Origin of the sequence: Lelliottia sp. SL45, assembly GCF_026672535.1 — a bacterium.
GTDB lineage: Bacteria > Pseudomonadota > Gammaproteobacteria > Enterobacterales > Enterobacteriaceae > Enterobacter > Enterobacter nimipressuralis.
In genome coordinates this window covers 2005857-2017867 of record NZ_JAPPRH010000003.1, presented here as the reverse complement: position 1 = coordinate 2017867, position 12011 = coordinate 2005857, and the positions used below count along the sequence as shown (strand labels likewise).

The 12011-nt window shown below is 55.4% G+C and carries 10 protein-coding genes and 1 pseudogene; 3 read left to right on the top strand and 8 right to left on the bottom strand.

Annotated features, from left to right (window positions below; genetic code table 11):
- The first annotated feature begins 43 nt into the window (after positions 1-43).
- Positions 44-955 (top strand): N-acetylglucosamine kinase, encoded by a 912-nt coding sequence (gene nagK, locus OVA10_RS15920; protein ID WP_123429091.1) that lies wholly within the window; start codon positions 44-46, stop codon positions 953-955.
- Positions 956-970: 15 nt separating this feature from the next.
- A complete protein-coding gene (gene cobB, locus OVA10_RS15915) occupies positions 971-1792 on the top strand; it encodes a Sir2 family NAD+-dependent deacetylase (RefSeq protein WP_102103460.1) in 822 nt (273 codons plus the stop codon).
- Between the two features lie 40 nt (positions 1793-1832).
- Here the strand turns inward: cobB and potD are convergent, their stop codons facing one another.
- The 4 genes from potD to potA are packed head-to-tail and all read right to left on the bottom strand — an operon-like array spanning position 1833 to position 5641.
- Positions 1833-2879: a spermidine/putrescine ABC transporter substrate-binding protein PotD gene (gene potD, locus OVA10_RS15910; protein ID WP_268196334.1), complete on the bottom strand. Its 1047-nt coding sequence runs from the start codon at positions 2877-2879 to the stop codon at positions 1833-1835.
- Positions 2876-3667, bottom strand: coding sequence for a spermidine/putrescine ABC transporter permease PotC (potC, locus tag OVA10_RS15905; protein WP_100780556.1), 792 nt, complete (start codon positions 3665-3667; stop codon positions 2876-2878). The genes potD and potC overlap by 4 nt, the downstream gene beginning before the upstream one ends.
- Positions 3664-4521, bottom strand: coding sequence for a spermidine/putrescine ABC transporter permease PotB (gene potB, locus OVA10_RS15900; protein WP_268196333.1), 858 nt, complete (start codon positions 4519-4521; stop codon positions 3664-3666). Before potB ends, potC begins: the two co-directional genes overlap by 4 nt.
- Complete coding sequence (potA, locus tag OVA10_RS15895) at positions 4505-5641, bottom strand: spermidine/putrescine ABC transporter ATP-binding protein PotA (RefSeq protein WP_102103463.1); 1137 nt, start codon at positions 5639-5641, stop codon at positions 4505-4507. Before potA ends, potB begins: the two co-directional genes overlap by 17 nt.
- Before the next feature lie 250 nt (positions 5642-5891).
- On the opposite strand from potA, the pseudogene pepT reads away from it, so the two are divergent.
- A pseudogene (pepT, locus tag OVA10_RS15890) lies at positions 5892-7117 on the top strand (peptidase T).
- 46 nt (positions 7118-7163) lie between these two features.
- Here the strand turns inward: pepT and OVA10_RS15885 are convergent.
- The 4 genes from OVA10_RS15885 to purB form a co-directional block, all read right to left on the bottom strand.
- Positions 7164-8285, bottom strand: coding sequence for a ribosomal protein uL16 3-hydroxylase (locus OVA10_RS15885; RefSeq protein WP_100780552.1), 1122 nt, complete (start codon positions 8283-8285; stop codon positions 7164-7166).
- A 90-nt stretch (positions 8286-8375) separates the two neighbouring features.
- Positions 8376-9839 carry a two-component system sensor histidine kinase PhoQ gene (phoQ, locus tag OVA10_RS15880; RefSeq protein WP_102103464.1) on the bottom strand — a complete coding sequence of 488 codons (1464 nt, stop codon included), beginning with the start codon at positions 9837-9839 and terminating at the stop codon, positions 8376-8378.
- Entirely contained in the window at positions 9840-10511 is a 672-nt protein-coding gene (gene phoP / locus OVA10_RS15875) for a two-component system response regulator PhoP (RefSeq protein WP_100780550.1), read from the bottom strand. It abuts the gene before it with no gap.
- 125 nt (positions 10512-10636) lie between these two features.
- On the bottom strand, positions 10637-12007 hold the full coding sequence (purB, locus tag OVA10_RS15870; protein ID WP_102103465.1) for an adenylosuccinate lyase: 1371 nt from the start codon (positions 12005-12007) through the stop codon (positions 10637-10639).
- Between the last annotated feature and the right edge of the window lie 4 nt (positions 12008-12011).

Here is a 12011-nt window from a genome sequence, read left to right as displayed (position 1 = left end):
TTTAGCGGTTTTCGGGCCGCCAAATCAGAAAGAGGAATGCGTTATGTATTATGGATTTGATATTGGCGGCACTAAAATTGCGCTCGGCGTATTTGATGAACAGCTCAAATTGCAGTGGGAAACCCGTGTACCCACGCCACGCGACAGTTACGACGATTTTCTGAACGCGATCGCCGCCCTGGTGACCGACGCAGACACCCGTTTTGGTGTGAAAGGCTCCGTGGGGATTGGTATTCCGGGGATGCCGGAAACCGACGACGGTACGCTCTACGCCGCCAACGTGCCAGCCGCCAGCGGTAAACCGTTGCGCGCCGATCTCTCTGCTCTCCTTGAACGCGATGTGCGTCTCGACAACGATGCCAACTGCTTTGCCCTCTCCGAAGCCTGGGACGATGAGTTCCGTCAGTACCCTTTAGTCATGGGACTGATTCTGGGGACGGGCGTCGGCGGCGGGATTATCATTAACGGCAAGCCGATTACCGGTCGCAGTTATATTACCGGTGAGTTCGGCCATATCCGCCTGCCGGTGGATGCGCTGGAGGTGGTCGGGCGTGATTTTCCCCTGACCCGCTGCGGCTGTGGGCAGCACGGTTGCATTGAGAATTATCTTTCCGGTCGCGGGTTTGCATGGCTTTACGAACACTTCTATCATCAGAAACGTGAAGCGCCGGAAATCATCACCTTGTGGGAGCAGGGCGATGAACAGGCCCGCGAACACGTTGAGCGCTATCTTGATCTGCTGGCGGTGTGTCTGGGCAATATTCTGACCATTGTCGATCCCGATTTACTGGTGATCGGTGGCGGGTTATCCAACTTTTCGGCGATCACGGAGCATTTGTCCGGGCGACTGCCCCGACATTTGCTGCCGGTCGCCCGCGTACCGCGTATCGAACGTGCGCGTCATGGGGATGCCGGAGGCATGCGCGGTGCGGCATTCCTTCATCTCACCCGCTAGTTATACGAGGTTTTTATGCTGTCGCGTCGGTTAGGTCGACTGAGCCGTTTTCGCAAAAATAAACGCCGCCTGCGTGAGCGCTTGCGCCAGCGGATTTTTTTCAGAGACAGGGTGATGCCAGAAGGTATGGAAAAGCCAAGAGTCGTGGTACTGACCGGGGCGGGGATTTCTGCCGAGTCCGGGATCCGGACGTTTCGCGCCACGGATGGATTGTGGGAAGAACATCGCGTCGAAGACGTAGCAACGCCGGAAGGCTTTGCCCGTAATCCTGAGCTGGTGCAGACGTTCTATAATGACCGCCGCCGTCAGCTACAGTCGCCGGAGATTGCGCCCAATGCGGCGCATCTGGCGCTGGCGAAGCTGGAAGAGGCGCTGGGCGACCGCTTCCTGCTGGTGACGCAGAATATCGATAACCTGCATGAACGCGCCGGGAATCACAATATCATCCACATGCACGGCGAGCTGCTGAAAGTGCGCTGCGCGTGGAGCGGTCAGGTCCTCGACTGGACCGGTGATATCACGCTCGATGACAAGTGCCATTGCTGCCAGTTCCCGTCACCTCTGCGTCCACACGTGGTGTGGTTCGGCGAAATGCCGCTGGGTATGGACGAGATCTACAGCGCGCTGGCAATGGCAGATGTGTTTATTGCGATTGGCACGTCAGGGCATGTCTATCCGGCGGCAGGTTTTGTGCATGAAGCACGGCTGCACGGTGCGCACACGGTTGAGCTGAATCTGGAACCGAGCCAGGTCGGCAGCGAGTTTGAAGAGAAACAGTATGGTCTGGCGAGCGTTGTGGTGCCAGATTTTGTCGAAAAGCTCTTGAAGGGATTGTAATTTTCCCGGCCCTCTTCGTAGGGAAGAGGGCCGGTTAACGCTATCGGCCTGCTTTTAACTTCTGATAATACTCTTCATAAATGCGGCTTGCGTCGCCCACATCGTTTTGCCATTCGCCTTTCTTCACGGTTTCCGCATCCGGATACAGTGATTTATCGTTCGCTACCTCAGGGCTGAGCAGCTTGCGTGCCGCCAGATTTGGCGTCGGATAGCCAATGGTTTCCGCCACCTGTTTTGCCACCTCAGGGCGCAGCAGGAAGTTAATCAGCTTCATCGCACCGTCGACGTTTTTGGCGTTAGACGGAATCGAAAGGCTGTCCATCCAGAAGATCCCGCCTTCTTTCGGCCAGACGACCTGAAGCGGCGTACCGGCCTGACGCGCAACGTACGCAGAACCGTTCCACACCATCCCCAGATTCACTTCGCCTTCCATATACGGGTTAGCCGGGTTATCGGAGTTAAACGCTGCTACGTTTGGCATCAGCTTTTTCAGCTCGTTATAGGCCGCTTCGATCTCTTTCGGGTCGGTGCTGTTACCGGAATAGCCCAGTTTGCGCAGCGCCATCTGGAACACTTCGCGCGCATCGTCCGTCAGCAGCAGGCTGCCTTTGTACTCCGGTTTCCACAGGTCAGCCCAGCTGGTGACGGTTTTCGGGTCGATCTCGTCGCTGTTCACGCCGATGGCGGTTGCACCCCAGATGTAGGGGATAGAGTAGTCATTATTTGGGTCGAACGGCTTGTTCAGCATCTGCGGATCGAGGTTGCCGAAGTGGGTTAATTTCGTCTTGTCGATCTTCTGGATCATGCCCTCTTTGCGCATTTTGTCGACGAAATAGGTGGACGGCACCACTACATCATAGGCGCCGTCTTTGTAGGTTTTGAGCTTGGCGTACATGGTTTCATTCGACTCGTAGGTCGAATAGATCACCTTGATCCCCGTCTCTTTGGTGAACTGTTCAAGCAGGCCTGGCGGCACATACTCGGTCCAGTTGTAGAAGTAGAGCGTCTTACTGTCGTCCGCGTGCGCGGCGCTCATGCCGATTGCGAGAGCACCTGCCGCGAGCAGGTGGCGTGACCATTTTTTCATTTTAACGTCCCCTGAGATTTCGTTGTATCACGAGCAATAATCTGGCTGGCAATCACCATCACCAGCGATAACACCAACAGAATCGTCGCCAGCGCGTTCACCTCCGGTGACACACCGACTTTCACCATTGAGTAGATTTTCAATGGCAGAATTTCATAGCTCGGCCCGGTGACGAAGGAAGAGACCACCACGTCGTCCATCGACAGCGTGAAGCTCAAAAGCCATCCGGCAGCGACCGCCGGCATTGCCAGCGGCAGAATGATTTTGCGCAGAATGGTCATCTCACTCGCCCCCAGATCCTTCGCCGCTTCGAGCATTCGCACGTCAAAGCCCTTCAGACGCGAGTAAACCGTCACCACCACAAAGGGCAGGCAGAAGGTGATGTGCGAAAAGAGCAGCGACCAGAAGCCAAGCTGCAGGCCGATGAGCATAAACAGCACCAACAGTGAAATCGCCATCACGATATCCGGCGACATCATCACCACAAACAGCATCCCGCTGACGAAGGGTTTACCACGAAAACGGTAGCGGTAGAGCGCCACGGCGGTCAGTGAGCCAATCAGCGTGGCGAAGGTCGCCGACGCGATCGCCATCGTCAGAGAGTGCTGTGCCGCCTGCAACAGGCTGTCGTTGTTCATCAGCAGGCTATACCAGTTGGTGGTAAAGCCTTGCCAGTTGATCCCGAAACGTGAACTGTTAAACGAGTTCACGATCAAAATGATAATCGGAATATAAAGATAGGCGTAAATGGCGGTCATGAAACCGCCACGCAGCAGACGACCGATCATTCGAGATCTCCCTGTTTATTCAGCCAGCGGGAGGCGCGCCAGTAGACGAGCAGCATCAGGCCCATCACCACCGTCAGCGTAATGCTGGTGGCAGAGCCGAACGGCCAGTCGCGAATGTTCAGGAACTGACTTTTTATCACGTTGCCGATCAGCAGATTTTTCGCACCTCCCATCAGATCGGAGACGTAAAACAGCCCCATCGCCGGGAGCATCACCAGCAGACAGCCGGCAATAATGCCCGGCATGGTCAGCGGAATGATGATCCTGAGGAAGGTTTGCAGTTTGCTGGCACCCAGATCGCGTGCCGCTTCGAGCAGCGGTTTGTCGAGCTTTTCGATACTGGAATAGAGCGGCATCACCATAAACGGCAGCAGAATATAGACCAGACCGATAATCACCGCGCTCGGGGTAAACATGATGCGGATCGGCGTATCAATCACCCCCAACCACAGCAGAAACTCGTTCAGATAGCCTTTGGTACTGAGAAAAATCTTCAGGCCGTAGATGCGAATCAGTGAATTGGTCCAGAAGGGAACAATCAGCAGAAACAGCAGCAGCGGGCGGATTTTTTGCGGCAGCCGCGCCAGAAACCAGGCGAAGGGATAGCCCAGCACCAGGCAGGCGAGGGTCGCAATCAGCGCCATGTTGAGTGAATGTAGCAGGACCTCAAAGTAGAGCGGGTCCAGCAGGCGTGCGTAGTTATCCAGCGTAAAGACCAGCTTAACGAAACTGGCGTCGTCGCGGGTCAAAAAGCTGGTGCCAATGATCATCAGGTTGGGGAGGAAAACAAACAACACAAGCCAACCCACGATCGTGGCGATCACCACATTCTGGAATTTACTGGTGTTCTTCATCGGCCAGCACAACCTCCCAGCTCTCTACCCAATTAACGACCATTTTCTGATCGAGCGGATGGTCAAAGTCCGGATCGTCCTCGTTAAAGAACTCGCTGACCATCACCATTTTGCCATTTTCCAGCTCAACCACCGACTCCAGCGTCATCCCTTTGTAGTTACGCTCGCGGATGTAGCCGATAAGGCCTTCCGCCTCCGCGGTGTCGTGGATTTCATCGACGCGCAGATCTTCCGGGCGCAGCATCACGTTGAGTTTCTGGCCCTTTTCGACCGCAAAATTAACGTAAATATTGCACTCGCGACCTTCGACGCTGGCGCGCACGCGCTGCTCGTCGAGACGCTCAATGACCGTTGCGTCGAAGATATTGATCTCGCCAATGAAGCTGGCCACAAACAGGTTTTTTGGCTCCTCGTAGATTTCACGCGGCGTGCCATCCTGCTCGATCTTGCCGTCGCGCATCACCACGATACGGTCCGACATGGTCAGAGCCTCTTCCTGATCGTGGGTGACGAATACAAAGGTAATGCCGAGCTTACGCTGCAACGCCTTCAGCTCGTTCTGCATCTGTTTGCGTAGCTTGTAATCGAGTGCGGAGAGGGACTCATCCAGCAGTAGCAGGCGGGGTTTGTTGACCACGGCGCGCGCAATGGCGACGCGCTGTTGCTGCCCACCGGAGAGCTGATGCGGTTTGCGCTGGGCGAACTCGTCGAGCTGAACCATCCGCAGGGCGTCGTTCACCCGTGGGGTAATCTGATCGGCAGGGGTTTTCTGCATGCGCAGGCCGAATGCCACGTTTTCGAACACGGTCATGTGCGGGAAAAGGGCGTAGCTCTGGAAGACGGTATTAACGTGACGATGTTCAGCGGGAACATCGGTGATGTTCTGATTTTCGAGATGAATATGGCCGTTGTCGACACTTTCCAGTCCGGCAATCAGGCGCAGAACGGTTGTCTTGCCGCAGCCCGAGGGGCCTAGCAGCGTGAGAAACTCACCGTTATTGATAGTCAGGTTAAGATCGTCAATGACGGTTTTACCATCGAAACTTTTGCTGATCCCCGACAGAAGAACCAGCGGTGACAGTGTTCCCGGTTGTGTATTCAATTTTTGGCGCTGTCCCATATAAACGCGTCGGTGGGTTTACCGACTGCGGGGTTTGTGTGTAACCACCTTGGTGACTCTTAATGAGGGCGGTCATTCTACGGCAAACCACTGAAATCACCAATCCTTGTGACTGATTGATAAGCTACATTTATTAACGAATCACGACAAAATCGAAAATATTCTCGTTTACGGGATAAAAGTGACCTGACGCAATATTTGGGTTTTGATGCTTACTGATAATGTTGTCACAAAAAGTGAGGGTGACTGCATGGAAAAATTACTTGAGCGTTTTTTACAGTACGTTTCGCTGGATACCCAATCTAAAGCGGGTGTCCGACAGGTGCCGAGCACCGAGGGCCAGTGGAAGCTTTTAAACCTGCTGAAGGATCAGCTGGAAGAGCTTGGTCTGGTCAATGTGACCTTAAGCGAAAAGGGCACTGTGATGGGGACGCTGCCGTCGAACGTAAAAGGTTCGGTTCCGGCGATTGGCTTTATTTCTCACGTCGATACGTCACCTGATTTTAGCGGAAAGAACGTTAATCCGCAGATTGTCGAAAACTACCGTGGCGGCGATATCGCACTTGGTATCGGTGATGAGGTGCTCTCGCCGGTGATGTTCCCGGTGCTCCATCAGCTGCTGGGCCAGACGCTGATCACCACCGACGGTAAAACGCTACTGGGCGCCGACGATAAAGCCGGTGTCGCGGAGATCATGACGGCGCTGGCGGTGCTGAAAGGCAAAAACATTCCGCACGGTGATATCCGTGTGGCCTTCACGCCAGACGAAGAGGTGGGCAAAGGGGCGAAACATTTCGACGTTGAGGCTTTCAACGCGAAGTGGGCCTACACCGTTGACGGCGGCGGCGTCGGAGAGCTGGAGTTTGAAAACTTTAACGCGGCTTCGGTAACCATCAAAATTGTCGGCAACAACGTGCATCCGGGCTCGGCGAAAGGGGTGATGGTCAACGCGCTGTCGCTGGCCTCGCGGATTCATGCGGAAGTTCCCGCTGAGGAGAGCCCGGAGCAGACCGAAGGCTATGAAGGCTTCTATCATCTCACCAGTATTAAAGGCACGGTGGACAGTGCGCAGATGCACTACATCGTTCGCGATTTTGATCGCAAGGCGTTCGAAGCGCGCGTAAGCGTAAGATGATGGAGATCGCCAAAAAGGTCGGCAAAGGGCTGCACCCGGATTGCTACATTGAGCTGATCATCGAGGACAGCTACTACAATATGCGCGAGAAGGTGATGGAGCATCCGCACATCCTGGATATCGCCCAGCAGGCGATGCGTGATTGCGACATCGAACCGCAGCTCAAACCCATTCGTGGCGGCACCGACGGCTCGCAGCTCTCCTTCATGGGATTGCCGTGCCCGAACCTGTTTACCGGCGGCTATAACTACCACGGCAAGCACGAGTTTGTGACGCTGGAAGGGATGGAGAAAGCGGTAAAAGTGATTGTGCGAATTGCGGAGCTGACAGCGAAGCAGTGAGAAAAGCAGTGCCCGGTAAGCAAAGTGCTACCGGGCACTCGTTCACTCAGTCCTCGAAGAACCAGTACCCGCTATTCACCAGCGCCGCCAGCATGGCGAGGAATGACGGATCTTCCAGCGCATCGCCGAAGGTCTCAGCATTCAGAACCATATGGCTCGCCAGCGCTTCCAGCGCAGGACGGTGCGGGGAATCGAGCTTCTCGCCATTGACGAAGATATCGTCGCCAATGCGCAGTACGCGCAACCCACCCAAACGGACCAGCGAATCACCCTGTTGCAGGGCATCATAAATCTCATCTGGCTGATAAGGCGGCTCGGCGGGAGCGACATCCAGCTCGTGACGCGACTGGCTGACAAACTCCCCAAACCACTGACGGAAATGCTCCGGCTCGTTAATCAGGCCCAGCATCATCTCGCGCAGTTTATCCAGCTCCTGCGGCAGAATGTCGGCAGGGTGCTCGCGCGCAGGAACGTCCGGATCGCTGTAGCGATGGCTGCCCAGTTCGCGCTGCAGAACATAATCAGCAAAACCGCTGATCATCTCGCGCCCGCTCGGCGCACGGAAACCCACTGAGTAGTTAAGGGAGTTTTCCAGGGAATACCCTTCGTGCGGGAATCCTGGCGGGATATAGAGGATATCGCCCGGCTCCATCTCTTCGTCGATGATACCTTCAAACGGGTCGACCTGGAGCAGGTCCGGGTGCGGGCAGTGCTGTTTCATCGGCACTTTCTCGCCCACGCGCCAGCGACGGCGGCCGGTTCCCTGAATGATAAACACATCGTACTGATCGAGGTGCGGGCCAACGCCACCACCCGGAACAGAGAAGGAGATCATCAGATCGTCCATGCGCCAGTCGGGCAGGGCGCGGAACGGATGCATCAGGGCTGCGGTCGGCTCATGCCAGTGGTTCACGGCCTGCACCAGCAGTGACCAGTTGGTCTCGCCGAGGTGATCGTAGCTCTCAAAAGGACCGTGGCTGACCTGCCATTTTCCATCCTGGTGGCTCACCAGGCGGCTGTCGACTTCGTTTTCCATGGCCAGTCCGGCCAGTTCATCCGGGGAGATGGGGTCGACAAAATTGCTGATCCCGCGTTTCAGAACGACAGGGCGTTTTTGCCAGTAGCGTTCGATAAACTCGGGCCAGTTAAGTGTTAAGTGATAATCCATAATTATATTTCCGCAGGCTCTTACTGACTCGGATTATAACGGAAGCGTAAGAGCCTGCGCGCGAGAATCTCGCTTTTTTCACATTCAGTACTAACTATCGTCAGAGGAGGGGTGCTGACGCCCAAAAATCGCCACCATCCGCGCGCCGCCCAGCAGGCTATCGCTGGTTTCGATGCGCCCGGCATACTGATCGACAATCTCCTGCGCGACGGATAGCCCTACACCCTGACCAGGACGCAGCGTGTCGGCACGTTGGCCACGATCAAAAACCACGTCGCGTTTGTTCTGCGGAATGCCGGGGCCGTCATCTTCGACGATAATGTGCAGCTCGTCGTCGGTCTGATGGGCGGAAACTTCGACAAACTCCAGGCAGTATTTGCAGGCGTTATCCAGCAGGTTGCCCATCACTTCCATAAAGTCATTCTTCTCGCCGACAAAACTGATCTCAGGCGAAATATCGAGGCTAATGTTCACCCCTTTACGTTGATAGACCTTATTCAGCGCTGACGTCAGGCTGTCCAGCAGGGGGGCGACGGGGTGCAGTTCGCGGCTGAGCAACGGGCTGCCCGAGCGCATACTGGCGCGGTGCAGGTAGTAACCAATCTGCTGGGAGATGCGGCTGATCTGTTCCAGCATCACCGGCTCGGCGTCGTCCACGCTGAGCTTTGAGCTGCGCATGGATCGCAGCGTGCTCTGCATCACCGCAAGGGGCGTTTTCAGACTGTGAGTGAGATCCGTCAGCGTGGTGCGGTATTTATCGTAACGCTCACGCTCACTTTTCAGCAGGCGGTTAAGGTTGCGCACAAGGCTTGTCAACTCGCGGGTGGTCTGCGGATTGAGTTTATCCCGGTTGTGCTCTTCGAGTTCGCGAACCTCTTTCGCCAGCGATTCGATAGGGCGCAGGCTCCACCAGGCGGCGATCCACAGCAGCGGGATCACCAGCAGCAGGTTAGCTGCCAGAACATACACGAACCAGCTCCAGACCATATAGGATCGTTTCAGCTCAACGGGAATGGTGTCGATCACCACAATCGTGAGCTGCGGCATATCCATGGTCGCCGGATAGAGATTGATCGCCACCGAGTGCGTCATCTCTGTATCGTCGTCATCCGCGCGGATTTCGTCGAGCTGACGCTGCATGGAGGCATCGTTGCCGAGCAGGGAGCTGGTGGAATTCAGGTCGGCCTCAATTTCGTGGAAGCCGTTGGTTTTTAGCCACTCTGGACGAATACTTTTTTCCAGCCACGGGACATGTCGTTGCGCCCACAGCAGTTTGCCTTTCTCGTCGTAGATCAGCGCCATCGTCGGGCTTTGCCGGTCCAGGTTTTCCGGCATCTCCACGCTGATGCGATTATTTTCCCATTTGGCCAGAGTGTAGAAGAGATTGCTCTCGCCGCGCAGCAGGCGGAAGGTGGTTTTATCAAAGCTGACGCTGTAGCCAACCAGCGCCACCATGCCGTAGGCGAGGGAGAGGATCAGCACCACCGCGGCGGTAGCCAGTAAAAAGCGGACCCGCAGCGACAGCGGCAGTAAATGGCGAAGGATTTTCTTCATTTAGCGTAGTTCAAACAGGTATCCCTGACCCCTGACCGTGGTGATGACATCCTGCGGATATTGCGCCTGGATTTTTTTACGTAAACGCCCCATCAGCACATCAATGGTGTGGCTCTCGCGCAGTTCGGCGTCAGGATAGAGCTGGAGCATTAAAGAATCTTTGCTCACCACTTTACCGCTGTTGCGGATCAGCGTTTCCATAATGGTGTATTCAAACGCGGTCAGCTTAATGACTTCGTCATTGATGGAGAATTCGCGACGCGAGAGATCGACCTGGAACGGAGGAAGAGAGATCACCTGTGACGCCAGACCGCTGTTACGGCGCATCAGGGCCTGCATACGGGCAGACACTTCTTCGATATGGAACGGTTTGGTCACGTAATCGTCGGCGCCCGCGCTGAGCACTTCGACTTTATCCTGCCAGCCTTCGCGGGCGGTTAAGACCAGCACCGGGAGGGAGACATCATGGCTGCGCCAGCGACGGATCAGCGACAGACCATCTTCGTCCGGCAGCCCCAGATCGACGATGGCAATATCGGGCAGGTGTTCATTGAGATAATAATCCGCCTCTTTTGCGTCTTCCGCGTCGTCGACCTGATGCCCCATTTCCTGAAGCTGAACTTTCAGGTGATGACGTAGCAATGCATTATCCTCAACAACCAATACGCGCATCATCTCTTCTCCCTAAAATTAATGGTATGAATAGTTTAACGCTGATTATGTTGTTTTGGGGATAAACATTGAGTAAACCGCAGAGGAAGGAACCCTCTTTCCGGGCGGAAAGAGGGTGAGGGGAATTACTTCAGCTCATCAACCATAGCAATGGCGCGACCGATGTAGTTCGCCGGCGTCATTGCTTTCAGACGCGTTTTCTCTTCTTCTGGCACATCCAGACCGTCGATAAACTGCTTCATGCCTTCGGCGTCCACGCGCTTGCCGCGGGTCAGCTCTTTCAGTTTTTCGTAAGGTTTTTCAATGCCGTAACGACGCATCACGGTCTGAATCGGCTCTGCCAGCACTTCCCAGTTGTGATCCAGTTCGTCCAGCAGACGGTCACGGTTCACTTCCAGTTTGCTCACACCTTTCAGGGTGGACTGGTAAGCGATCAGCGCATAACCGATGCCGACACCGAGGTTACGCAGCACGGTGGAGTCCGTCAGGTCACGCTGCCAGCGGGAGACCGGCAGTTTGCTCGCCATGTGTTGCAGCAGGGCGTTCGCCAGACCCAGGTTGCCTTCGGAGTTTTCGAAGTCAATCGGGTTCACTTTATGCGGCATGGTGGAAGAGCCGATTTCGCCCGCGATGGTTTTCTGTTTGAAGTGGTTCAGCGCCACGTAGCCCCACACATCGCGATCGAAGTCGATCAGGATGGTGTTGAAGCGCGCGATGCAGTCAAACAGCTCGGCGATGTAGTCGTGCGGCTCGATCTGGGTGGTGTACGGGTTCCACTGAATGCCCAGAGAGGTCACGAACTCTTCGCTGAACTGGTGCCAGTCCACTTCCGGGTACGCGGCGATGTGGGCGTTGTAGTTGCCAACCGCGCCGTTGATTTTACCGAGGATCTCAACCTGCTCCAGCTGACGATACTGGCGCTCCATGCGGTAGGCCACGTTTGCCATCTCTTTGCCCATCGTCGACGGTGTGGCGGGCTGACCGTGGGTACGGGAGAGCAGTGGAATATCACGGTATTGCACGGCCAGGTCTTTCACCGCGTCGATGATTTTGCGCCAGTAAGGCAGCACCACGTCCTGGCGCGCGGTAGAGAGCATCAGCGCGTGAGACAGGTTGTTGATATCTTCTGAGGTGCAGGCGAAGTGGATGAACTCAGACACCGCGTGCAGCGCCGGAACGCTTTCTACTTTCTCTTTCAGGAAGTATTCAACCGCTTTTACGTCGTGGTTGGTGGTGCGCTCGATGGTTTTAATACGCGCCGCGTCTTCTTCGCTGAACTCCGCGACGATTTTATCAAGGTAATCGTTTGCCTGGGCGTCAAAAGCAGGAACTTCCTTGATTGCTGCCTGGGTAGCTAACTTTTGCAGCCAGCGCACTTCAACCTGTACACGGAACTTCAGCAGACCATATTCGCTGAAGATCCCGCGCAGCGCGCTGACTTTATCGCCGTAACGTCCATCGACAGGGGAAACGGCGGTCAGTGAGGATAATTCCATAATT

Bases quoted from the DNA above. Each gene is read 5' to 3' on its own strand.
- nagK (WP_123429091.1), top strand. From the start codon at position 44: ATGTATTATGGATTTGATATTGGCGGCACTAAAATTGCGCTCGGCGTA.
- cobB (WP_102103460.1), top strand. From the start codon at position 971: ATGCTGTCGCGTCGGTTAGGTCGACTGAGCCGTTTTCGCAAAAATAAA.
- potD (WP_268196334.1), bottom strand. From the start codon at position 2,879: ATGAAAAAATGGTCACGCCACCTGCTCGCGGCAGGTGCTCTCGCAATC.
- potC (WP_100780556.1), bottom strand. From the start codon at position 3,667: ATGATCGGTCGTCTGCTGCGTGGCGGTTTCATGACCGCCATTTACGCC.
- potB (WP_268196333.1), bottom strand. From the start codon at position 4,521: ATGAAGAACACCAGTAAATTCCAGAATGTGGTGATCGCCACGATCGTG.
- potA (WP_102103463.1), bottom strand. From the start codon at position 5,641: ATGGGACAGCGCCAAAAATTGAATACACAACCGGGAACACTGTCACCG.
- OVA10_RS15885 (WP_100780552.1), bottom strand. From the start codon at position 8,285: ATGGATTATCACTTAACACTTAACTGGCCCGAGTTTATCGAACGCTAC.
- phoQ (WP_102103464.1), bottom strand. From the start codon at position 9,839: ATGAAGAAAATCCTTCGCCATTTACTGCCGCTGTCGCTGCGGGTCCGC.
- phoP (WP_100780550.1), bottom strand. From the start codon at position 10,511: ATGCGCGTATTGGTTGTTGAGGATAATGCATTGCTACGTCATCACCTG.
- purB (WP_102103465.1), bottom strand. From the start codon at position 12,007: ATGGAATTATCCTCACTGACCGCCGTTTCCCCTGTCGATGGACGTTAC.